Below are 23,198 nucleotides of genomic sequence, written 5' to 3' on the forward strand. Positions count from 1 at the left end.
TGACAAATAAATCTCTCTATACTAATATTGATGAGTATGTTTACATTGAATTGTCCGTGTCCGGTTTTAATGTAAAAACCTTATTATAATCTATAATTCAAATGGAGGTAGAGAATTTTGGCTAACATCAAATCTGCAAAGAAAAGAATTGAAGTAATTGACAAGAAGACTTTAAGAAACAAGATGATCAAGTCTAAGGTTAAGACAGTTATCAAAAAGGTAGAAGCTGCTATCGCTGCTGGTGACAAAGAAGCTGCTCAGGCAAATCTTCTGGTTGCTATCTCAGAGATCGACAAGGCTGCTTCAAAGGGCGTTTACCACAAGAACAATGCTTCTCGTAAAGTATCACGTCTTACAGCTGCTGTCAACAAGATGGCTTAATCTGACTCATATATATTTTTATAATTGATTACATATGTAAGGCTGCACATATATAATCAAAACCGTCAAAAAAACAGAACCTTTGAGGTTCTGTTTTTTTGTGTAATAATTCCGGCATCCAAATCGCAATACCTACGATATGTTTTGACTCACTGCATTCCTGCGCGTCACATACCAGCTACCGACTCAATGATATTAACAGCACTTCCACTGCCACTACATCCGATGCCTGACTCGTCTTTAATTTATAGTCAGTATCCTGACAGGCTTCCATGATCTTCTTTAATTCCTGTTCCGAATAATTCCGGCACTGTTCCGCATATTTCTTCACCGACCAGGACGGAACCCCAAGTACAGATGCCGTATCTGCATAATTCTTATTCTCTGCAAGACACATCTTAGTCTTTAACAACAGATCGTACTGTCTCGCTATCAAAAACAAAATCCGCATCGCCGGTTCCCGGTTTTCAAGCAACTCATGGTACAGATGGATTGCTCGATCCTGCTGTTTTCTGGAGATTGCATCAATCATCTCAAAGATATGTCCTTCCGAATTCCCCACGCAGAGATTCTCGACATCGGATGCCGTTACAGCCTCTCTGTCCACTGTATAGCTTATCAGTTTATCAATCTCATTCTTGATCGAATTCATATCCGATCCGGTATGCTCGATCAGCGAACGGATTGCATCATCGGTTATCTGTTTTCCTTCGCCTTTGAACATTCCTTTAACCCATACAGCCAGAGTCTTCTCATTTGGAGTTTCAAAGCACAGGGCTTCTCCCAGCTTATCAACGGTTTTATATAATTTATTTCTCTTATCAACTTCTGACTCAACAAACAGGATCAGCGAAGTATCCGGCAGCTCTTTGATCCGCTCCGCAAATTCCTCACAGCTCTTTTTAAACAATCCGGTCCCTTCTGCCAGCACCACACGCCGATCAGCGAAGAATGGCATTGTTTCACAGAAGCCTATGATCTCCATCGGATCTGTCTTCTCGCCTGCAAACTTTGCAAAGTTCATATTGTCGTCACGGTCTGTTACCGCCGAAAGCAATTTATCTCTGTACTGGTTCACGAGATATGTTTCGTCCCCATATAACAGATATACCGGAGCATAGCTTTCGTTTTTTATATGCTCATTTATAACCGCCATTGCATCCTTATCGTTCTGCTTTTTTCCTGCTGCCATAGCTATGTCTCCTTTCTTTCCTGCTCCAGTACATTATGCCAAATACCGTTTTTATTTTCAACACCTGTCTATGATATTCTTCCGTAATACAGATGATCACGCCATATTCCAAATGCCTTTGTTACCGATCCCGGTACAAAGCCCACCAGATATGCCACCAGTCGGATTCCCAATCGATCCTTCCGCTTCAATTTCTCTCATCTTTCTCTTGTCACTTAGATCGTAATCTCGATCTGGTTATCCTCTACATCAAAAATGCAGCTCTCATAATATCCGTCCCCCGTCACCCGCGGTCCACTGATGACTTTATATCCGTCCTCCTGAAGTCTCTTGGTAAGTTCATCGACTTTCTCTCTGCTTCCAACCGAAAAAGCCACATGAATAAGACCGATCCTTGCCAGTTCCTTTCTCAGATTTGACACCCTTGGCTTTTGCATGATCTCAAGTCTTGCTCCACCATCAAAGCTTAAGAAATAAGACTGAAACTCTGTTTGTGGATTATAATAACGCTCACCGGCTTTTGCATCGAAATATTTTATAAAAAAATCTTTTGTCTTTTCCAGATCTTCTACATACATAGCAACATGTTCTATCTGCATTTCCGATTTCCTCCTGTATTTTATATTTCCCTGAAAAATATAACACAAATATTAAAATTTTCCCATATATGTTTTTAGAGGTTGCCAATCTGAGTTTATTTTGTTATAGCTTCAGAGGTTTTGATAAATATCAAATTTCAAAATTCTATTTTCAAATGGAGGTGAATTTTCATGGATAGTTGCGATCGTATTGGACGAAGTAAAATATGCGGTGCTGTGATAACGAAGCATCAATGGATGTGGCTGTCTATGGAGATCCGATAACCCCATCTTATATTGTTGTGTGCCTTTTCATACATCGCATCAGACGATCCTGACCATCCGGTCTTCACACTGAGACGATGTATTTTTATGCCTAAAAACAGGCAGGAAGGAGGTCACAATGAAGAAAATCACAGTATTTAAAAGATATTATGTAACGGAACTTGTAAAGATCATTCGTAATGCAAAGAATGCACAGACGCTGCAAAGGCATTTGTCTAACTATCATGACAAGGATATCGCTGAAGCAATCACAAAACTGAGCGAAACAGAACGAATGCGCCTGTACACTATGATCGATATTCCACGGCTTGCAGAGATTTTCTCCTATCTGGATGATGCCAAACCATATCTGAATGAACTGTCACTTGATAAAGCCGCAAGAGTCATATCCGATATGGATGCAGATGATGCTCTGGATATTCTGGATGAATTCTTTTACCGGAACTTTTTTACATCATGTTTCTATTTTCTTTTGCCAGAACTTTTTTACACCAGGTTTTTGTTCCACATTTTGGGCATTTCAAATATCTGGTTGAAATCATATGCATTCCCATTGTATATGCACCAAAGGTCGGAACAAACAACTCATTGCAATGACGGCATTTGTAATAACCGATGGTGCGCTCACCTTCCATCGCAACCATAAGTCCACAACCAAATATAACACATGCGATCACTACCAGTAATATCTTAACCGGTACTGCGATCACCTCTGTATACACTGCAACAACCATGATCAATGTAATAAATGATATCGTTGCAATTAAACCCGTTATAATTGTAGGAATTAATTTCTTCTTGTTTTCTTCTCTTTCTTTAATCATATTCACCATATTTTCCTCCGCTTTCTTTTGATATTCTTCCTCAGACACTCTTGCACCGGACAACAGTTCATTTACCGTAATGTCCAGTTCCTTACATAAAGGTAATAACAGGGACACTTCCGGAAATCCCTTTCCACATTCCCATTTGGAAACTGTTTTATCACTGATATTCAGTTTTTCTGCAAGTTGCTTCTGTGTACAACCTTTTCTTTTTCTTTCTGCTGCAATAAACCTGCCTATACTGATCTGATCCATATCTGCCTCCTTTCTGACCAGATTATTACATACCTGCATCCGGCATCATACCCATAAAGCGTAGAAAATGGTGAATTTCTGCGGATTCTACGCACTGTAGAGTGTAGTTTGCCATTTCTTTATACTAATTATATCATGTGCTTCGCACATTCTATGCATTCCGCAAAATCAGCATCCTTGCGAGCAAATAATTTTGCGTTCATTATATCAAATGTGTCATTTATCCGAAATAATATTCTGCCACTTGTTCTATTCTTTCCATTCCGATAGGACAAGCACTGGTTTCATACGTCATAATTAAATTAATAGATGGTATTATTCCATTATCACAATATGTTTTTATTTCCCTGCAGGCATGACTCGCATATTCCGAATTATCCATCATACCGAAATGTTCCCAATAATAATACTCTCCTGTTTTTGGATGTCGAATCGTAAAATCCGGATACATTACTATCCCATCCAGCACCAATTGATTTTCATATCGAAATGGTATTCTTTCCCGAAATAAAACATTATCGATCATTGCTTCTGATTTAGAACGAAGATACTTGCCCTGTGTCCCTTTTATATTCAACTTCTCCGGATATTTCTTATTTGTTTCATATTCTTCTGCCATCCATGCTTCTAAATTCTCTGAATGTGGTCCAAATGCCTTTCCCAGCAATTCAACATAGCCTTCATTTTTTAATAGCATACCAGATGTATCATTTTCATTTGGCATTTTTCTGATATACGCCTTGCATGCTTCAAGCTCGCACATTAAATCTTTTTTTTCTTAACATATAATACTTTTTCATAGCAAGTTTTTCAGCCAAGTGTCTCTCTTTCTTTGGCAGATATATTGATTTTCCTGCATTCTTCAAATACCACTTGTGTCCTTTTCCGTTTTTGGCACATATTAATTCTTCTTTCGGAAGTGTTTTCTCTAACATCTCAATCTCATGTATTTCATTTTTCAATTCAGCAATTCTTTTTATTATCATATCTTTGATCATACGCATTCTCCTCGTTTCTTTATATGCTGTTATTCTGCAATATTTTTTATTGGTATAACTCTCATTTCCATTTATTAATACCCCTTGAGAGCACTTCTCCCATGGTATCAGGCTATTTTCCCACTTTGCATACCCTTCTGCTCATCCTGTTTGGGGTATATTGTCTAATTTTCTTTATCCATACCCTTGTTCAATCCGGTGGGGCGGGTATTATTTTCGTTTTCCTTCTCCAATACCCGGCTCACTCTTCTGGGGCGGGTATTATCTTAGCTTGCTTTCTTTCATACCCGGTGTACTCCGCTGGGGCGGGTATTATCTTAGCTTGCTTTCTTTCATACCCGGTGCACTCCGCTTGGGCGGGTATTATCTTAGCTTACTTTCTTCCATACCCTGCACCCCGACATTGACATTGGTATGACAGCCTATTTTCTTGAACAATACCCCAAATCCCGTTTCACCAAGGGTATTATTCAAATCTTTTCTCTCATATACCCATTATTTCATTTTAGGCTTGGTAGAAATCATAAATTTTATCCCCCATACCCATGAAGCATAATTTTTCCTGATTGTATGTGTAAAATTATTGCACCACATTGATCGGTGCGGTAAACCCTTGCGCCAATTGTCTGAAGCTGCATCAGAGTTTCTTCATGTGGATGTCCATAATGGTTCTTTTTGCCGCAGCTAATAATGGCATATTGCGGTTTTGTCATCTGAAGGAAACCTTTGGAAGATGCGGAATGCGAACCGTGATGCCCCACCTTTAATGCATCTGTCTCTGACAACAGGATACTTTTTTCTAAAATCAATCTTTTCTCTACCATACTTCCGGCATCTCCTGTAAACAAGATTTTTCTTCCATCATATTTCGCAAGAAGAACCATTGACAGATCATTCGCATTCAGACCGGATCCTGTAGCCTCTTCTCCCGGAACATTCGCTATAATTGCATTATCCAACCCAATTGCTATCTTCTTATCATCCGTTATACCAGAAGCTTCTCGTTCAGCCACCTGTTTTGCTTCCGCTATACTATCAGCTTCTCGCTCAACCACCTGTTTAGCTTCCAAAGTGCTCCCGGAGGGATAAAGACATTCCAAAGTCAAACCTGCCATATCCGGATTCTGCTTTTCCTGAATCTTATCCCCTGCTTCCATGTATACAACATTGATATTCTTCTCTTTTGCCAATGTCTCTATATTTGCAAGTCCTTGTCTATCTCCATACTTTGCAAGAACCAGATTCCGTATCCGTACACCGATATGTTCGGCATTCAGCAAATACTCTATGCCTGATATATGATCGGCATCCCCATGCGTCACAAATACATAATCAAGCTCCGACATCCCATAATACCTGATTGCCGGAAGCAGAACATATTCCCCAACTCTCTGGTTACTGGTAGATCCTCCATCGATCAATATCGAAGTTCCCTGCTCCGTCCGTATCAGAATTCCATCACCCTGACCAACATCCAGAAATACAGTGACAAATGAACGATCAAGATTGGCGTATTCATATAACGCTGTCAGCAGTATAACAAGTATAATTCCATATAAATATCTGCCACATCTGCCTGACTTTTTCCTCACCGGCTTAGTCAAGTCTCTACCTAATGATTTTCTCATCGACTTATTAACTTCTTCGCCCGCCGAATTGTTCTCATCCGTACTCTGAGAGGAATTCTTCTCTCCCGCATAACACCTCAAGATAAAAAGAACCACTCCAAGTCCCAAATAATAAACGAGAACCATTCGAACAGAAATATGCCCTACATTTATACTGCTAAATGGAATCTTCTCGGACAGACCGCACAGTCTTTCATACAATATCAGAATGAAATGTGCCGGTATCCCGGCAAGCTCTGCCGCCTTTATAGAAATAATGCCACATCCTGCTGTTACAAGTGCCGACATCAACAAGCAGGAAACTAACGGCACAACCAGAAGATTTAAAAGTATTCCATATAACGGGAACTGATAATAATAGAATACACAGATTGGAAGGGTAGCCAGAGAAGATGACAGACTGACCCCAAATGCCTGCCTCAGCTTCCCCTTTTTCCCGAACGTCTGAACATATACCGGATGAATCACCGCTAATCCTGCAACAGCAGCAAAGGATAATTGAAAACCTGCATCCCGGATCACATACGGATTCCATACAGCCATGCCTATACTTGCAATTCCTGCCGATGTCAGAAGATCCGCAGATCGTCCTTTTGCTTTTCCGATCATTACAAGTCCCATCATAATCACCGCCCGGCTGGTAGATCCGGACAGTCCTGTCATAATTCCATAAAATACAACCACAATCATCGCCACACATCCGGAAATACGATAAGACCCTGTTCTTTTACGAAGCCATTCAAAAAGTGTCATACCAAGTATCGCTATATGAAGCCCCGATATCGCAAGAATATGTGCAATTCCATTTAGCTGATACATATTTCTTGTATCCCTGTCCAGCCCTCGCTTATCACCTAGTACCATTGCAGAAAGAACCGAAGCAGCCTTCGGCTCAAATGTCTGATCATATACGGAAGCAACCCGTTCCTTTATCCCCTGCAGGGTATTCAACAGTTCAGATTTTTTCACTCCTGTTTCCACATAAGAAGTATCTTTTAAGAACATAAATATCTTCTTTGCCTTATAATAATCCGCTGCATCAAATCCCCCCGGATTCGTCGCATGCTCCGGTAAAGCTGCAACCCCGGACAGCACTACATCTTGTCCAAGTATCGGTTTTTCCGATGTTGACATATATGCGACTATCTTCATCTGTCCCGAATAAGCAAGCTGGTTACCTACTTCTTCAATTTCTTTTGTCTTTTCAGCTACTTTTGTCTCTTCGGCTACTTTTGCCTCTTCAGCTACTTTTGTCTCTTCGGCTACATTGATAACCACTTTCTTTGCACGAATCTGTATCACCCAGCCGGTAGTCGTCTCCTGCCTGTCATATATAATTCCTCTCACTTTACAGGAAGCCCCCGCTGCAACCTTTGCAAAATTCTCCTGTGTCCGGAGCGAGGACATATTGCAATACCCTGCAATTCCCACAAAAACAAAGATCAGCCATACAAACACTGTATTACGCCACTTATGTACACAATCGATTCTTCTCCGTCTATACTTATATCCTGTGTTCAGCTTAATATGATCGTTCTCAATCTCACCATTTCCTTGCATATGATCGTTTTCTTGTCCGGACTTTATCATAACATTATCCTCATCAGCCTCAGGTTTTACCCTCATACAAGCTTTCTCAGGTTCCTGTTTCAACTTTATACAAAAGCTCTTAGGACTGAACTTCTTCACACGATCATTCGTATGCACGATCATCTCATATCTGTGCATAACAAAAAGAGCTGCAAATATGATTGCAGCCCAAATACACCATCTGCTGCCAGCTATTGCCCCCGTCTCTCCAAACAGAAAGGCACACGCTACCCAGAACAGTGGTCTTTTTATTTTATTTTCCTCCTGACGCACAGCTATATAACTTCCAAATGCCGGCCTCTGCGAAGCTGCATTTTACAGCTGTGTCTTTAATTACAAATTGAATAATCTGCCGTATAAGCTTTAGTAAAATCAAGATTTTCACCATAGATCAAATCCTGTTTACCATCTACCTTGAATACAACCTTATCTACATCCGAAAGCTGAACCAGTGAATCTACGATAGAATACAAAAGTATCCTGTCATCATACTGTTCTACATTTGTCAGAAAAGAACTGCTGTAATTCACATAGCAGACACGATCCTGAACATAAATGTCCAAAATATCTATATCATCTCCTAACGGACTTTTCCACTCCTTTGAGTTTCGCAGATTTTCCATCACCTGCTCTTCCGATGTCTTGTAGGACATTGCATCGATCACAATTGTTTTCTTATCCAAGCGTTTTCCGGTTGTATCAGGCACATAGATATCAACCGAATAATCAGACTTCAAAAAATTACCGTCTATGGTTGAAAAAGACTGTTCTGAATAGACACTCGTATCAAGTTCCCTCTCTCCGATCAGATCAGACAACTCAAAGGATACTTTATCAACACCCTCAACCTGACAAAGAGTATTTGTAAATGCCATCTTGCACAGCAAGATCTGATAATTCTCAGCAGTTTCATAATCCAGATTAAACATAATCGTCACAACACCCTGTCCATCATATGCGTAGCGCTGATAAGCCATGCCCATTGGTACCGGTATCTGGCAATTTTTGTCATCTGTTGATGTTATCAACAGATTCATTAATTTATCTATCGTATTCTCTGTTGCTTCAAGCTGGTCAATATTCGTACGCTTAACAACAAAATCAGTCCAGTCACCATTCATATAATAAATAGTATATATATCCATGCCTTCACTGGCATCCAGACCCGAACCCGTCGTATCCTTAACTTTATTATCTCCACACCCTGTCAGTGTAAATAATAAAGCAAAAACCATGACCATACGAATAACGATTCGATAACCGAAGATTCTAGTCTTCATATCTTACTCCTTCATCCTTCCGTCTAATTGACATAATTCATCGGAACACGAACCGTAAATGTAGTTCCCTTACCCGGTTCACTATATACATTGATAATTCCCTTATGCATAACGATAATATTCTTGGATATCGCCAGACCCAATCCTGTTCCTCCGGTATCTCGGCTTCGTGCTTTGTCTACTCTGTAAAAACGTTCAAAGATATGCTCTACACAATCTTCCGGTATACCAACACCTGAATCAGCGACTTTTATATACAGATTTTTATGATCTGCATTCAACGATACCCTGATCCATCCACCATCCACATTATACTTTATCCCATTCTCGATGAGATTTGATATTGCAAGTGTGAATTTCACTTTATCTATATCCGCTGATACTTCACGGAAACTCTCAAATGTAATCTCAATATTTCTTTTTTCTGCCAACGGAGTCAATCTTTTCAGAATAACCTCCATCAACTCATTAATATCTACGCGTTCAATATTCAGACTGTCTGATCCCTTATCTGTTTTTACAAGAGTCAGAAGATCACTGATGATCTGGGCTTCGCGATCGATCTCAAGCACAATATCATTCATAAATTCCCGATATGTCTCAACAGGAACATTCTCCTGCATCAATATGGACTCGGATAAAACCTTCATAGATGTGATTGGCGTCTTCAATTCATGGGATACATTTGATACGAATTCCTGTCGTGATTCCTCCAGAAGCTGAGCTTTTGCAAATATCCCATTCATATTATCCACGACCATACCGGTTTCTTTCCATAAACCGGTCTTTTGAAGCTGCCCAAGGAATCCATCCTTCATGTTCAAAAGCTGTCTGCGTATCTCTCTGGTGTCACGGATCGCTGTATAAGAAATCACTACAGCAGCAATCACTCCAAGTACCAAAAATATACAAATCAAAATATTCGCACGATACTCCAGATATGTCTTATTATCATTGAAATCCTTAAGACTGACTGCCACTACTGCTACATCATCGGTATAGCCTTCCCGATTTACCACAGGAAACATATACTCGATCGAAGCAGCATCTGCCACCATCTTTTCCGCCTCATCACCGCTCATGATTCTGTGAATATCATTATCCATGATATAAGTATCCCTCATTAAACGAAAACTATCATAGATCACATTATAATCTGTATTAACGATAATGATCCTGGCCGACATACTGTACGCAAGTGTATCTACTCCCTGATAAGTCTGACTTGTGCCCTCGGCTTCTGAATTAATATCATTGATCAGATATTCCAGATTTTTTGAATTATTTCTCAGAAGCTTTTCAACATCACGATATTCATTTTTTACAAGCAAATTGAAAAAAACAGTTCGCATACCTATCGCGACAAGGAACACCAATAGAACAATAATCAGAAAGAGCACTGTCTGAAGACGAATATGCTGTTTTCCATGTATCATGATATTTGTCTTTTTCAAATCATCATTTCTGTCTTTTTTCATCGCAAATATCAGCCTTTAAAATAATAGCCGACGCCCCATTTCGTATGGATATATACCGGTTCTCCCGGGTTATCTTCGATCTTTTCTCTGAGTCTTCGAACATGGACATCCACAGTACGGGCATCTCCCGGATATGTACTTCCCCATATAGTATCAAGAAGTTCGTTTCTTGAATATACTTTATTCGGATGTGCCATTAATAATTCCAAAAGATCGAATTCTTTTGCTGTCAGATTCAGTTCTTTTCCATGAACAAATACCCGTCTGCTGTCAAGCTCTACCTTCATACCATTAATTTCCATGATATTCACAGGTTTTACAGGTTCTGCCTTCTTACCGCTTCGTCTGAGAATTGCTTTTATTCTTGCTTTAACCTCAAGGATATTAAACGGCTTTGTGATATAATCATCTGCTCCATATTCCAACCCCATGATCTTATCCATGTCCTCTCCCTTTGCTGTCAGCATTATGATCGGGACATTGGAAAACTCACGCACCATCTGGCAGACTTCTATTCCTGTATATACCGGTATCATAATGTCAAGAAGAACGATATCATATGAATTGTTCTTTATTTTTTCAAATGCCTCTCCACCATCGTAGGCGACATCGACTTCCATATCATCCTGTTCCAGACTGAATTTCAATCCCTTGACAATCAATTTTTCGTCATCTACAACCAGTACTTTTTTCATACGATTACACCCCTATATCTTTATTTAACATATATATATTCTTTTATCTTCTGAAAAAGGCTCTCGCCAATCCCGTCTACATTTGTAATATCTTCGATCTGTGCAAAATTTCCATGCTCCGCCCTATATCGAATGATGGATTCTGCCTTCGCCTCTCCGATACCGGAAAGTGTCATCAACTGTTCTTTATCAGCCGTATTGATATCTATTTTCTGTGACTGTTCACTATTGTTCGCCTGACCATCCGTATATGTTCCGTCTACCGGAACACCTTGCTGATTCTCCATTTCATCCTTCGTTGGGAAATAAAGCTTCTGTCCATCCTGAACCGACTCTGCCAGATTCAAAACACCTGAAGCAGCATCCTCAGTCAGTCCACCCGCAAGAATCAGTGCATCATTGATCCTGGAGCCTTCCGGCAGCCGGTATACCCCTTCCTGCCTAACAGCACCGCACACATAGACATATACATATCCTGTATTTTCCGATGTTTCCGAACTTTCATCTGTCTGCTGCTCTGTCACCTGTGCATCTGCATCATCTGTCACATCTGCAGGTTCATAGGAAACGTGATCATTTCCACAGCCCGACAGCATGAAAATAATCATAAATCCGGCTACTACCCTGAATAAAACACAGCCGGCATTTCTTCTTTTTTTCTTCATCATATCTGCATAACCTCCTGTATATGCCGATATGACCATACACATTTCCATTTTAACGAACTTCTTTTCCTTTTACAATAGTAAAATAGAAAAAAGACCGGAACTGTAGTTCCTGGTTTTTCTCATTATTACCACACAGTTCCGATCTTTTTCTGTTTTATTTTTTTGTATTACTAAAATTATCATTTAGAATAGAGGCTCTTTTAAGATTGCAGTACCGATACCCTTCTGAGTAAAGAACTCAAGAAGCAGGCAATGCTTCAGGCGACCATCCAAAATATGAACTCTTGATACACCATTTTCCATGGCTGTGATACAGTTATTAAGCTTTGGAAGCATACCACCGCCGACAACACCTTTCTCAATGATATCCTTTGCCTCATGGATATCCATTTCTGAGATCAGAGTAGACTTATCTGTCGGATCGATAAATACACCTTCAATATCTGTTAAGAATACCAGCTTTTCTGCCTTTAATGCTGTTGCAACAGCACATGCAGCATCATCAGCATTAATATTATAATCCTCATATTCTTCACTGACACCGATAGGGGCGATAACAGGTATAAAATCCTGATCGACCAGTGCATCGATCACCTCTGTATCAACCTTTGTGATCTCGCCTACATAACCGATATCTTTTCCACCTGGCAGACGCTTCTTAACGGTAAACAGTCCACCATCCTTTCCACTGATACCCACAGCCTTTAAACCAACCTTCTGCATCATGCTGACAAGACTCTTATTTACCTTGGATAATACCATCTCGGCAATCTCCATTGTCTCCCCGTCTGTTACACGAAGTCCATTAATAAATTCAGGTTCTTTTCCAATCTTCTCTACCCATTTGCTGATCTCCTTACCGCCACCATGCACGATAACCGGTTTCAGTCCAACCAGCTTTAATAATGCAACATCTTCAATCACATTATATTTCAGATTCTCATCCAACATAGCACTTCCGCCATATTTTACAACAATTGTTTTCCCCTGAAATTTCTTGATATAAGGCAAAGCCTCGATCAGTGTCTGTGCTTTTGATATTACCTGATCTACTGTATAATCTCCCTTTACCATCTTATTTACTTCCTCACTTTCTATACTCTGCATTTATCTTGATATATTCATATGTAAGGTCACAGCCCCACGCGGAAGCTGTCTCTGTACCGGCATGCATATCCGCATGAAAACATACCTGATCCGGCGACAGGATCTCCGTCGCTCTTTCTTCATCATAATCGGTACAGACCCCGTTTTCAACTATTTTTAAGGAACCGGCCTCACTGGATATTATAATATCTACCTTATATGGATCAAAAGCGATCCCGCTCTGTCCCATCGCGCACACCAGACGTCCCCAGTTCGCATCCGAACCGTATACGGCGCATTTTACAAGGTTTGATGTCACCACGGATTTTGCAAGCTTTCTTGCGCCCTCCTTGGATTCCGCCCCTGCTACCTGTACCTGAAACATCCTCGTCGTTCCCTCTCCGTCCGCTGCGATCAGCTTCACGAAGTAGGTATTGATATATCGAAGTGCCTCCGCAAATGCCGGATAATCCGCATCCGTTTCAAGCAGCTCATCATTTCCTGCCATGCCATTTGCAAATATCATAACGGTGTCATTCGTTGAAGTATCCCCATCGACAGATAACATATTATAAGTGTCTATGACATCATTTCTCAGTGTTTTCTGCAATAACTCCTGACTGATATTCAGATCCGTTGTCAGGAATCCAAGCACCGTTCCAAGATTCGGGTTGATCATACCGGAACCTTTGCACATACCTCCAATGGTAATTGTCTTCCCTTTGATCTGCAGCTTTACCGCAATCTCTTTCTTATATACATCGGTCGTCATAATGGCTTCCGCCGCATGACTTCCACTTTCCAAATCATCGGAAAGCATCCCTGAAAGTTCGCGGATTCCATGCGCGATCGTCTCCATCGGAAGCCTTATACCTATTACTCCGGTCGAAGCAACCGCAACCTGATCAGCCGGTACCTGAAGTTCTGCTGCCGCAAGCTCTGCCATATGCGCCACATCAACATCTCCTGCTTCTCCGGTACATGCATTTGCCACTCCACTGTTTACAACCAGTGCCTGACATAAGCCGATATCGTCACATAATGCTTTGTCCCACATAACAGGTGCAGCCTTGACTACATTCTGTGTAAATACTCCAGCTGTCTTCGCCGGACACTTGCTGACTAGCAATGCCATGTCTTTTTTCTTTTTATTTTTTCTTACTCCGGCGTGCATACCTGCTGCCAGAAATCCGATTGGAGCTGTCACTCCGCCGGAAATGATCTCCATACCGATCACCGCCTTATATCATCTGTTCTTCCACGATATCCGATGCCGTTACTCTTTATGGGAATACCGGAGCCATCAGCAGTCCTTCTTCTTCCGGAAGTCCAAACATAATATTCATATTCTGAACTGCCTGACCGGCTGCTCCCTTTACCAGATTATCAAGTGCTCCCATTGCAATGATACGTCCGGTTCTTTCATCAATCTTAAAGTTGACATCTACATAATTACTGCCCTCTACCCAACGTGTCTCCGGACATACATCCTTGTCAAGAACACGGACAAATCTCTCGTTTGCATAATATTTGTCATATGCAGCACGAACAGTATCGTAATCTACCTTTTCTTTTAATGAAGCATATGCCGTAACCAGAATACCACGATTCATCGGAACCAGATGTGGTGTGAAATTAATCATGATCGGACTGCCGTATGCATATCCAAGCTGTTCTTCGATCTCCGGTGTATGGCGATGAGTCGTTACTCCATATGCCTTAATGCTTTCATTTACCTCACAGAACAGGTTCGGGATCTTTGCTCCTCGTCCTGCTCCTGATGTACCGGACTTAGCATCTACAATGATCGTATTCGGATCGATCAGCTTCTCTTTTACCAGCGGATATAAGGAAAGAATGGAGCAGGTTGTATAACAGCCCGGATTTGCCAGAAGTCTGCATCCCTTTACCTTATCTCTGTTGATCTCACACAGACCATATACGGCCTCGTCAATAAATTCCGGACTCTTATGCTCGATCTTGTACCACTTCTCGTAAGTAGCAACATCCTTAATTCTGAAATCCGCACTCAGATCAATGATCTTAACCTTTGATAAGATATCCTCATTTACAAGAGAAGAACATAAGCCCTGTGGGGTTGCAGTGAAAATAACATCCACTTTCTCAGCCAGTTCATCCATGTTCTCGCCCAGACAGGTTGCATCCACGATCTGAAACATGTTTCCAAATACTTCGTAATATTTCTTATCTATAAAACTTCTGGAACCATACCAGACTATTTCCACATCCTTATGTCCAAGAAGAATTCTTACTATTTCCTGACCGGCATATCCGGTTGAACCAATAATTCCTGCTTTTATCATATCTTACTCCAATCTGCTGCGACCGGTCATTTTCCGTTACAGCCATCGTCCTATTTGTATTTCTACACATTCATTTATCTTACTCTCTGCATTTTCTTCCGTCAACCGCTTTCATAGGAAAATACAGTTCGTATAATCTTCCATGATTATACAGTTATTATGCATAATATTCAAGCATTAATTAATAAATATACAAAAAATTATTTTGATATTTATTTTTTTATTCTATTTTTAATATGTTCGTATACTTTCTTTCTGTTTTGAAAACTGATTTTACATTCAAAAAGCTCTTGTACAAACACATTTTTACGCATTTCACACAAATGTTAAAGCCGGCAGGACAGAATGTTTTTCTGTCTGCCGGCTTTATACATATTATGTATATTTTTTGAATAATATTAGTCCAATGCTTCCTTCTGAGGTACGGTTACTGTCGCTTCATAACAGGAGAAGATCTCCTCTACGCGCTCCTGATCCGGTTTCTTTGTGATCAGACTGATGACCGGAACAAGGATCAATCCACCGATCATCGCTGCTGCACCACAGTTTACAGGTGACTGTAATGCCTGTGGAAAACTAAATAACTGCCATGTATTACTGATAAAGTTCAGTGTCATGATACCAACGCCCCAGATAAAACTTACAAGGCAGGCTGCCACTGTCGTACGTTTCCAGTACAGACCATATAAAAACGGAGCCAGACAGGCACCTGCGATCGCACCCCATGAGATACCCATAAGCTGTGCGATAAATGCCACTTTGCTGGAATACTGAATGACTGCAATGACCGCTGATAATGCGATAAATACTACCAACATGATCCGCATTGTAAGAACCTGCTTCTTCTCTGACATTTTCGGTGCGATCGATGCTTTGATAAAGTCGATCGTAAGTGTGGAGCTTGAGGTCAGAACCAATGAAGATAAGGTAGACATCGAAGCAGACAATACAAGGATAACCACCAGTCCCATCAATACTTCCGGAAGATTCTCAAGCAGGTGCGGAATGATCGCATCAAATCCTTCTGTTGCTACATCCGTCTCAGTCAGTCGTCCAAAACCACCAAGGAAATAACATCCTCCGGCTACGATCGTAGCAAATAAAGTAGATACGATCGTTCCTGTCTTAATTGACTTCTCATCTTTGATCGCATAGAATTTCTGGATCATCTGAGGAAGTCCCCATGTTCCAAGTGAGGTTAATATGACAACACATATCAGATTGAAGATATCCGGTCCAAGGAAGGATGCAAATACACCCGGTGTATCCGAAACCGCCGGATCATTTACACGAGCCAGCTTGTCTAACGCACCTGTAAGTCCGCCTCTCTCGTTTAATACTGCATAGATAACTGCTACTATGCCAACCAGCATGATCAGTCCCTGAATAAAGTCATTGATCGCTGTCGCCATATATCCGCCAACGATTACATAGATACCGGTAAGAACTGCCATAGCAACAACACAGATCTTGTAATCAATGTCGAATGCCATTCCAAACAATCTGGAAAGACCGTTATACAATGAAGCCGTATATGGGATCAAGAATATGAATATGATCCAGGAAGAAATGATCTTCATGGATTTGCTGTTATATCTTCTCTCAAAGAATTCCGGCATTGTTCTGGAATCCAGCTTCTGCGTGATCAGTCTGGTTCTTCTGCCAAGCACTACCCATGCAAGCAGTGATCCAAGGATCGCATTTCCAATACCGATCCATGTGGATGCAATTCCGTATTTCCATCCAAACTGTCCTGCATATCCAATAAAAATAACTGCTGAAAAATAGGATGTACCATATGCAAATGCTGTAAGCCACGGGCCTACGCTTCTTCCTCCCAGTACAAATCCGTTCACATCTGTCGCCTGTTTTCTTGCATAAAATCCTACACCGATCATTATGCCAAAGAATACAACAAGCATAATCACTTTAATAACCATGTCGACCTCCCGTCACTTCTCATTTTTGTATTCGCAGAATTTTACAGCCAACTTTCCACCAACAATAGCGCATCTTATAATTTCTGATTTTCGAATTCTGACATAATCCGGCTCATTTTGCTTTATTGCGTTGAAGTCAAGTAACTTTAAAGTTCTACGTTTTAAACCACAAAATAGATTATATTGGATACATCCATTTTCGTCAATATAAAAAACGACTTCCGTGCAGATATTTTTTCAGCTTTCGCCAAATATTTCATTCTGCTGTTCAGAAGTCGTTTTTCCAATCTGTTTTTAGTACCTCATAAGCCCGCTGCACATTTCCAAATTCATACCATTACTTTGGATCTATGCTGTTTGCGCTTGTTCTTCACATTAATGTGTGTTCTCATATGCCAACACTTTTTCTGCAATCGTATCCATTAGTTCTTCTACGGAAAGCCCCTCGGCTTTTACCGTGATCTGTGCATATTTTTCATACAATAAGATTCTCTCTTTATAAAGATCCTTTAAAGTCTGACCATCCTTTAACACTACGCCACGTCGTTTTACATTTTCCAGTCTGGAAGCGATCACTTCATATGGAAGCTCGATATATACTACAATATCATTTTTTACATAATGCTGCATGGCTTCATCACAGTATACGACACTTCCTCCGGTTGCAATAACCGTATTCTTTAAGTCAATTTCTTTGTTTACATCATTTTCTATCTGAAGGAACCCATCATCTCCGTATTCCGCTATCAACTCACGAAGCAGCTTACCATGCTTCTTCTGGATCAATACATCTGCATCTACAAAATCAAATCCAAGAACCTTGGCGAGTACCACACCTATCGTACTCTTTCCACATCCCGGCATTCCGATCAAAACTATATTTTTCATCTTCTTTCTCCATTCTCTGTATTTTAATTTTCTATATTATCTATTCTCTGTATTCATTACTTCTTATTTAGTCCCAGTTCTGTATATTCAAGGATTTCTATTATTGCTTCTGTCATATACATCCCATAACGCGAAGGACATATACCCATGCCGTTATCGTGATCGATGAAAACAGAGTTGTCAGCACGATTGCATTTGACGACAGGACTTCATCATTATTCATATTCTTAGCCATAATATAACAGGTTACCGTGGATGGTGAGCCTGTCATGATCAATATTGCTGCCAACTCACTCGGTGCAAACCCAAGCTTGATCGCAATCGGCATATAGATCAAAGGAAATACAATCAGCTTCATAAGAGCTGCTGTAACCGCAGGCTTCATTTTCTCCAGTGCCGCTTTTGTATTAAAACCAGCTCCTATGGCGATCAATGCGATCGGAGTCGCCGTCTGTGCTATATAATTGATCGTCTTCATCGGGATCGCCGGAATCGTAATATTAAATAATGAAAACGGAACTCCGAGTACGATACCGATTATGATCGGATTCTTTAAAATATTAATGCATGCCGTTTTAATTCCGTCTGAACCATGGATATTATCTCTGCCCCCAAAGGTCAGCATAATAACAGACAGGATATTGAACAATGGTACCGCCGCAACGATCATAAGCGGAGCCATCCCTGAGCTTCCACAGATATTTTCTACAAAGGCAATTCCAAGCACCGCCGCGCTGCCTCTTGCCGATGCCTGCGCAAACGCTCCGACCATCGTCTTATCCCGGCAATATATCTTTGCAAAGCACCATGCACATGCAAACATAATAAAAGTTCCAAAGAAACAAAACGCCACAAATTTCATATTTACGTCTTTTAATACCGAGGTTGTTGCGATATCCCGGAACAAAAGCACCGGAAGGGATACCTTAAACACATATTTATTTGCTATATTTGCAAATTCATCATTGATCAGCCCAATCCGTTTCAGAAACCACCCCAACAGGATCACCAGAAAGATCGGCACTGTCGCATTTATACTAAATAAAAAATCACTCATTCCATTCTCTCTTTTCTTAATTAAACTGTCGCAGCCCTTACTATAGCACAGCTTGTTACCCGATTCAATTTTTATCCGATTTTTTTAAAAGATCTATATGCAACAGATACATACCTGCCAGACCTCGAAAACTTTAAATTAATGCTAAAATATATGAGATTATCATCAATCCATATATAATATTCAAAAAAATGAATACTGGGAAGCGGCTTAAAACCTTATAAAATCCGCTCTGTCAAAAAAAATATAAAAAAAATAAAATTTATTGTTGACATCAAGGGGGTGTTTATGTATAATATGTCTTGCGTCAGAGATATGGCGAACATAAAAAACGACAAACACTTTGTTCCGGGGTGTGGCTCAGCTTGGCTAGAGCGCTTGATTTGGGATCAAGAGGTCGCAGGTTCGAATCCTGTCACCCCGACTTAGATAATCATAAATCTAAACACTGTTAAGCAATCATGCGGGTGTAGTTCAATGGTAGAACACTAGCCTTCCAAGCTAGATACGTGGGTTCGATTCCCATCACCCGCTCTTTATTTTCGCTAATATTTATAGCGGGAATTTAAAATGTGTCCGTAGCTCAGCTGGATAGAGCAACGGCCTTCTAAGCCGTGGGTCGGGGGTTCGAATCCCTTCGGGCACATTTATTTGTTTCATTCTGTGGCACTACTGCTGTTCCATATGGATGTTTCACTTATATGGTGGGTATGGCGCAGTTGGCTAGCGCGCCAGATTGTGGCTCTGGAGGCCGAGGGTTCGAGTCCCTCTATCCACCCTTTTCTTTATCGCATATTAAGCGATGCTTTTGGGTTATCGCCAAGCGGTAAGGCACAGGACTTTGACTCCTGCATTCGCTGGTTCGAATCCAGCTAGCCCAGTCAAAAACTTAATTTATATGGGCCATTAGCTCAGGCGGTAGAGCACTTGACTTTTAATCAAGTTGTCCGGGGTTCGAGTCCCCGATGGCTCATTAAAATTTCAGATATAATTTTATATCTGATTTTTTTATATCTACTCTTCTGTTCTTTATATATAGAAGAAACTCTGCGGATATGGCGGAATTGGCAGACGCGCTAGATTTAGGTTCTAGTGTCAACAGACGTGCAGGTTCAACTCCTGTTATCCGCATCAAAAAAGGCAATCATAATCGATTGCCTTTTTCTTTTATCTGATATCCTGTTACTAATTATTGAAAATTACACGGGACATCTTCAAATTACATTCTCTTGTAAATCCATCATCATCATACAACTGATAACTACTTCCCGCATACCCAAGTAACTGCAGCTTCTTCGTATCAATATCCGCAACACACTCGGCAAAGTCAGCAAGAGGAATGCATTTTCCTTTCCGAATAAATAAAATCACTTCATTCAATGGTACTTCTACAAAATGATGTCCTTTTTTCATCTCGGTCTGTTCAATATCACCCTCAGCCTTGAAACGGACAAGCATCATATCCTCCGGCAGATAAACATATCTTCCGATTGCATTCTGTGTATATACCGGTGCAATCATGATCTCATTACCAAGCATAAGCTGGTCTTCTACATTTACCGCCATACGATCTTCCGGATATTCAAATGCAAGCGGTTTGAACATCATTTCATCATTTAAAGCAGCCTTCATATATTCACTGTAAATATATGGAAGCAACCGATAACGAACACCTATGATATGTCTGAAATCTTCAATCTGCTCAAACTGATAGCACTCCTGCTCTCTTGTGCCAAGGCATGCATGATTACGCATCAGCGGTGTAAATACACCAAGTGCAAGCCATCTGAGCAAAAGATCTCTGGTCGTATTACAGCCAAATCCGCCCAGATCTGCTCCTGTATATAAGAAACCACACATATTTAATGATGGAAGCATTTTCAGATTCAATAGGATATGGGACCACCAGGATTTATTATCTCCGGTCCAGATACCGCCATAACGATGCATTCCGATATAAGATGATCTGGAAAACAACAGGCATCTTTTCTCCGGGCAAATCTCTCGAAGTGCTTCACCTGCTGCCCGTGTCATATTATAACCGAAAAGGTTATGTACCTGATCATGACGCACCATCTTTCCGTTCATATTATGATACATCGAAGCATAGTCTTTGGCATTATTAGCCAGATCTGCTACCATATCCCGGATTCCCCAGACATCATCCACGGATTCTTCTTTATCAATAAATTCCCGCATTGCCTCTTTCACTTCACAAACGCCTTCCGGTGTATAAAAAATTGCCGGTTCGTTCATATCATTCCAGAAACCTTCAATCCCTGCATCTGTAAGAAGCTTATATTTCCCGCCAAACCATTTTCTCGCTTCCGGATTCAATACATCCGGAAAATGTGTATATCCCGGCCATACAGCTGCAACAAAATCACTTCCGTCCTCTCTTTTACAGAAATAATTGTTTGCTACGCCTTCTTCATACACATCATATCCTTCTTCGATCTTCACTCCCGCATCAATAATCGGGATCAAGCGTATATTTTCTTTTTTCAACTCTTCTACATATTCAGAAAAATCACCAAATGCTTCATTTATCGTAAAGTCTTTATAATGATCCATATAATCGATATCCATGTATACCATATCGATCGGAATATGATTCTCCCTGTATTTCTTCACAACATAAGCAAAATCTTCCGGTGTCTTATAGCCCCAACGGCTCTGTCCAAAACCAAAAGCAAACTTTGGAGCAATATAACTTTTTCCTATCATTTGTCTGAATTGTTTTACAATATCATATATACTTTCACCTGTGATCACATAGAGATCCAAATCTGCTTTATCGCAGAAAATATGAAGTTCGTCCATCTTAGTATATCCGATATCAAATACCAGCGAAGACGGATAATCTATGTACAATCCAAATGTTCTCTCGCCGGATATAACAACAAAATTATGAGATGCATATAAAGAATAAACATCCTCATGATGATTCGGAATATCTGTATTATTGCTTATATATTTATATCCTCTTTTGTTAATTCCACGATTTGCTTCACCAAGTCCATATACTGCATCCTCTGCTTTCATATCATAAAGAAATGAAAAGCCATTATCCAGATTTACTGTTCCAACTTCAGGCATACCTTCCGATGCCTCAAATGACGCAACAACCGATTCTGTAAAAAACGGATTACCATATGTGTATTTTTTTATCATTCTCATTTCCTCTTTTCCATTTTATTTGGTATATAATTTATTATACCTGATAATGTTATTATATTATCTGTCCATCCGTTTTTCTTACATTATTTTTATAAATTTGTTGCACAATATTGACTTATTCAATAATACACATATTTGGCGATACCATAGATCACATCCGATGCACCCAGCTTTACTCCTGTGTATCATTAATTTCTTCCCCTCGTCATCTTATAACATAGAATGGCAGGTAATCCGTTATAGACCACCTGCCATCCCGTGTTATTCACTTTTTTCCCAAAAATCAACCGGTTCGAAATCCAACAGTTTCGCAAGAAAACCACATTCCTCCAGATCCTTCTGAATATTATCCAGGATATCTTCTGAATCGGCCTGCACCGTATGATAATGGTAATTGTCGGTTATCTTAAGAAGCGGCGATGATTTTCCACTGCTCAAGGTCTTTACATATTCATAAATATCTTTTCTGGTTTTTATGTTCATCGGAGCTTTTACAACTCCATAAATCTTATGGTATACAAATACATCCAGAATCCTGCCACCATTATCTACGATGATCTGTAATTCTTTCTCTATCTCTTCCGCAGTATGACGCACCTTGAATATTCGTTCGCATTTTCCCGGCTTTAATAACACATATCCCCGGTTTGTTGAAACAATATTATTGTCAGCCGCACGAAGCAGGGCAATATCCTGTACGATCACCTGTCTGCTCACACTGAGTCGCTTCGCCATCTCCGCCCCCGCGATCGGCTCTTTACTCTTCGCAAGCATCGACAACAGTTTTTCCCGTCTTTCAACTCCTGTCATGTTCTTCCTCCCAATCTTATCATCCATTAACCCATTCTATTTCTCATGTAAACCTTCCCTG

At 40.4% G+C, this 23,198-nt stretch carries 19 protein-coding genes, 7 tRNA genes and 1 pseudogene; 9 read left to right on the top strand and 18 right to left on the bottom strand.

Annotated elements, in window-relative coordinates:
- The first annotated feature begins 117 nt into the window (after positions 1 to 117).
- Positions 118 to 381: a 30S ribosomal protein S20 gene (gene rpsT, locus LK416_07135; protein ID UEA73488.1), complete on the top strand. Its 264-nt coding sequence runs from the start codon at positions 118 to 120 to the stop codon at positions 379 to 381.
- 178 nt (positions 382 to 559) lie between these two features.
- On the opposite strand, the gene holA is transcribed toward rpsT, so the two are convergent.
- Both holA and LK416_07145 read right to left on the bottom strand, forming a co-directional pair.
- A complete protein-coding gene (gene holA, locus LK416_07140) occupies positions 560 to 1,573 on the bottom strand; it encodes a DNA polymerase III subunit delta (GenBank protein UEA73489.1) in 1,014 nt (337 codons plus the stop codon).
- A gap of 215 nt (positions 1,574 to 1,788) precedes the next feature.
- The gene (locus LK416_07145) at positions 1,789 to 2,172 is read right to left on the bottom strand and encodes a VOC family protein (protein ID UEA73490.1); all 384 of its coding nucleotides are present in this window, start codon (positions 2,170 to 2,172) and stop codon (positions 1,789 to 1,791) included.
- Positions 2,173 to 2,554: 382 nt separating this feature from the next.
- Between LK416_07145 and LK416_07150 the strand changes: the two are divergent.
- Positions 2,555 to 2,866: pseudogene (locus LK416_07150) on the top strand (magnesium transporter).
- 19 nt (positions 2,867 to 2,885) lie between these two features.
- On the opposite strand, the gene LK416_07155 reads toward LK416_07150, so the two are convergent.
- The 14 genes from LK416_07155 to LK416_07220 all read right to left on the bottom strand — a co-directional run bounded on the left by LK416_07155 (position 2,886) and on the right by LK416_07220 (position 19,147).
- On the bottom strand, positions 2,886 to 3,515 hold the full coding sequence (locus LK416_07155) for a helix-turn-helix domain-containing protein (GenBank protein ID UEA73491.1): 630 nt from the start codon (positions 3,513 to 3,515) through the stop codon (positions 2,886 to 2,888).
- 220 nt (positions 3,516 to 3,735) lie between these two features.
- Positions 3,736 to 4,239 (bottom strand): hypothetical protein, encoded by a 504-nt coding sequence (locus LK416_07160; GenBank protein UEA73492.1) that lies wholly within the window; start codon positions 4,237 to 4,239, stop codon positions 3,736 to 3,738.
- Positions 4,240 to 4,264: 25 nt separating this feature from the next.
- On the bottom strand, positions 4,265 to 4,513 hold the full coding sequence (locus tag LK416_07165) for a hypothetical protein (GenBank protein UEA73493.1): 249 nt from the start codon (positions 4,511 to 4,513) through the stop codon (positions 4,265 to 4,267).
- 530 nt (positions 4,514 to 5,043) lie between these two features.
- Entirely contained in the window at positions 5,044 to 7,869 is a 2,826-nt protein-coding gene (locus LK416_07170) for a ComEC/Rec2 family competence protein (GenBank protein UEA73494.1), read from the bottom strand.
- Between the two features lie 191 nt (positions 7,870 to 8,060).
- Entirely contained in the window at positions 8,061 to 9,011 is a 951-nt protein-coding gene (locus tag LK416_07175; protein ID UEA73495.1) for a GerMN domain-containing protein, read from the bottom strand.
- Between the two features lie 23 nt (positions 9,012 to 9,034).
- Positions 9,035 to 10,489: a two-component sensor histidine kinase gene (locus tag LK416_07180; protein UEA73496.1), complete on the bottom strand. Its 1,455-nt coding sequence runs from the start codon at positions 10,487 to 10,489 to the stop codon at positions 9,035 to 9,037.
- 8 nt (positions 10,490 to 10,497) lie between these two features.
- Entirely contained in the window at positions 10,498 to 11,184 is a 687-nt protein-coding gene (locus tag LK416_07185) for a response regulator transcription factor (protein ID UEA73497.1), read from the bottom strand.
- Between the two features lie 20 nt (positions 11,185 to 11,204).
- On the bottom strand, positions 11,205 to 11,852 hold the full coding sequence (locus LK416_07190) for a helix-hairpin-helix domain-containing protein (protein UEA73498.1): 648 nt from the start codon (positions 11,850 to 11,852) through the stop codon (positions 11,205 to 11,207).
- Positions 11,853 to 12,035: 183 nt separating this feature from the next.
- Complete coding sequence (argB, locus tag LK416_07195) at positions 12,036 to 12,926, bottom strand: acetylglutamate kinase (GenBank protein ID UEA73499.1); 891 nt, start codon at positions 12,924 to 12,926, stop codon at positions 12,036 to 12,038.
- Between the two features lie 13 nt (positions 12,927 to 12,939).
- Positions 12,940 to 14,166, bottom strand: a complete 1,227-nt coding sequence (gene argJ, locus LK416_07200) for a bifunctional glutamate N-acetyltransferase/amino-acid acetyltransferase ArgJ (protein UEA73500.1) — start codon at positions 14,164 to 14,166, stop codon at positions 12,940 to 12,942.
- A gap of 55 nt (positions 14,167 to 14,221) precedes the next feature.
- A complete protein-coding gene (argC, locus tag LK416_07205; GenBank protein ID UEA73501.1) occupies positions 14,222 to 15,262 on the bottom strand; it encodes an N-acetyl-gamma-glutamyl-phosphate reductase in 1,041 nt (346 codons plus the stop codon).
- Between the two features lie 398 nt (positions 15,263 to 15,660).
- Positions 15,661 to 17,202 carry a sodium:solute symporter family protein gene (locus LK416_07210; GenBank protein UEA73502.1) on the bottom strand — a complete coding sequence of 514 codons (1,542 nt, stop codon included), beginning with the start codon at positions 17,200 to 17,202 and terminating at the stop codon, positions 15,661 to 15,663.
- Between the two features lie 375 nt (positions 17,203 to 17,577).
- The gene (locus tag LK416_07215; protein ID UEA73503.1) at positions 17,578 to 18,090 is read right to left on the bottom strand and encodes a shikimate kinase; all 513 of its coding nucleotides are present in this window, start codon (positions 18,088 to 18,090) and stop codon (positions 17,578 to 17,580) included.
- Positions 18,091 to 18,202: 112 nt separating this feature from the next.
- Positions 18,203 to 19,147, bottom strand: coding sequence for an AEC family transporter (locus LK416_07220; GenBank protein UEA73504.1), 945 nt, complete (start codon positions 19,145 to 19,147; stop codon positions 18,203 to 18,205).
- Between the two features lie 349 nt (positions 19,148 to 19,496).
- Here LK416_07220 and LK416_07225 point away from each other — a divergent pair.
- The 7 genes from LK416_07225 to LK416_07255 all read left to right on the top strand — a co-directional run bounded on the left by LK416_07225 (position 19,497) and on the right by LK416_07255 (position 20,278).
- Positions 19,497 to 19,571 (top strand) — tRNA-Pro (locus tag LK416_07225).
- 39 nt (positions 19,572 to 19,610) lie between these two features.
- A tRNA-Gly gene (locus LK416_07230) sits at positions 19,611 to 19,681 on the top strand.
- Positions 19,682 to 19,719: 38 nt separating this feature from the next.
- Positions 19,720 to 19,793 (top strand) — tRNA-Arg (locus LK416_07235).
- A 58-nt stretch (positions 19,794 to 19,851) separates the two neighbouring features.
- Positions 19,852 to 19,925 (top strand) — tRNA-His (locus tag LK416_07240).
- A gap of 31 nt (positions 19,926 to 19,956) precedes the next feature.
- Positions 19,957 to 20,028, top strand: a tRNA-Gln gene (locus LK416_07245).
- A 19-nt stretch (positions 20,029 to 20,047) separates the two neighbouring features.
- Positions 20,048 to 20,120, top strand: a tRNA-Lys gene (locus LK416_07250).
- Positions 20,121 to 20,196: 76 nt separating this feature from the next.
- Positions 20,197 to 20,278: transfer RNA gene (locus LK416_07255), tRNA-Leu, on the top strand.
- Between the two features lie 54 nt (positions 20,279 to 20,332).
- Here the strand turns inward: LK416_07255 and LK416_07260 are convergent.
- Together LK416_07260 and LK416_07265 are read right to left on the bottom strand one after the other, a co-directional pair.
- Complete coding sequence (locus tag LK416_07260; GenBank protein ID UEA73505.1) at positions 20,333 to 22,321, bottom strand: alpha-glucosidase; 1,989 nt, start codon at positions 22,319 to 22,321, stop codon at positions 20,333 to 20,335.
- A gap of 267 nt (positions 22,322 to 22,588) precedes the next feature.
- Positions 22,589 to 23,137, bottom strand: a complete 549-nt coding sequence (locus tag LK416_07265; GenBank protein ID UEA73506.1) for a transcription repressor NadR — start codon at positions 23,135 to 23,137, stop codon at positions 22,589 to 22,591.
- Positions 23,138 to 23,198: the final 61 nt, after the last annotated feature.

It is taken from the genome of Lachnospiraceae bacterium GAM79 (genome assembly GCA_020735665.1).
Classification (GTDB): Bacteria; Bacillota; Clostridia; order Lachnospirales; family Lachnospiraceae; genus Coprococcus.

What these genes read in the sequence shown, in the direction of transcription:
- argC (UEA73501.1), bottom strand. Translation starts at nt 15,262, where the DNA reads ATGATAAAAGCAGGAATTATTGGTTCAACCGGATATGCCGGTCAGGAA.
- LK416_07265 (UEA73506.1), bottom strand. Translation starts at nt 23,137, where the DNA reads ATGACAGGAGTTGAAAGACGGGAAAAACTGTTGTCGATGCTTGCGAAG.
- LK416_07210 (UEA73502.1), bottom strand. Translation starts at nt 17,202, where the DNA reads ATGGTTATTAAAGTGATTATGCTTGTTGTATTCTTTGGCATAATGATC.
- LK416_07190 (UEA73498.1), bottom strand. Translation starts at nt 11,852, where the DNA reads ATGATGAAGAAAAAAAGAAGAAATGCCGGCTGTGTTTTATTCAGGGTA.
- LK416_07180 (UEA73496.1), bottom strand. Translation starts at nt 10,489, where the DNA reads ATGAAAAAAGACAGAAATGATGATTTGAAAAAGACAAATATCATGATA.
- LK416_07185 (UEA73497.1), bottom strand. Translation starts at nt 11,184, where the DNA reads ATGAAAAAAGTACTGGTTGTAGATGACGAAAAATTGATTGTCAAGGGA.
- argJ (UEA73500.1), bottom strand. Translation starts at nt 14,166, where the DNA reads ATGGAGATCATTTCCGGCGGAGTGACAGCTCCAATCGGATTTCTGGCA.
- LK416_07155 (UEA73491.1), bottom strand. Translation starts at nt 3,515, where the DNA reads ATGGATCAGATCAGTATAGGCAGGTTTATTGCAGCAGAAAGAAAAAGA.
- argB (UEA73499.1), bottom strand. Translation starts at nt 12,926, where the DNA reads ATGGTAAAGGGAGATTATACAGTAGATCAGGTAATATCAAAAGCACAG.
- LK416_07260 (UEA73505.1), bottom strand. Translation starts at nt 22,321, where the DNA reads ATGATAAAAAAATACACATATGGTAATCCGTTTTTTACAGAATCGGTT.
- LK416_07160 (UEA73492.1), bottom strand. Translation starts at nt 4,239, where the DNA reads ATGCCAAATGAAAATGATACATCTGGTATGCTATTAAAAAATGAAGGC.
- holA (UEA73489.1), bottom strand. Translation starts at nt 1,573, where the DNA reads ATGGCAGCAGGAAAAAAGCAGAACGATAAGGATGCAATGGCGGTTATA.
- LK416_07175 (UEA73495.1), bottom strand. Translation starts at nt 9,011, where the DNA reads ATGAAGACTAGAATCTTCGGTTATCGAATCGTTATTCGTATGGTCATG.
- LK416_07215 (UEA73503.1), bottom strand. Translation starts at nt 18,090, where the DNA reads ATGAAAAATATAGTTTTGATCGGAATGCCGGGATGTGGAAAGAGTACG.
- LK416_07220 (UEA73504.1), bottom strand. Translation starts at nt 19,147, where the DNA reads ATGAGTGATTTTTTATTTAGTATAAATGCGACAGTGCCGATCTTTCTG.
- LK416_07145 (UEA73490.1), bottom strand. Translation starts at nt 2,172, where the DNA reads ATGCAGATAGAACATGTTGCTATGTATGTAGAAGATCTGGAAAAGACA.
- LK416_07165 (UEA73493.1), bottom strand. Translation starts at nt 4,513, where the DNA reads ATGATCAAAGATATGATAATAAAAAGAATTGCTGAATTGAAAAATGAA.
- LK416_07170 (UEA73494.1), bottom strand. Translation starts at nt 7,869, where the DNA reads ATGCACAGATATGAGATGATCGTGCATACGAATGATCGTGTGAAGAAG.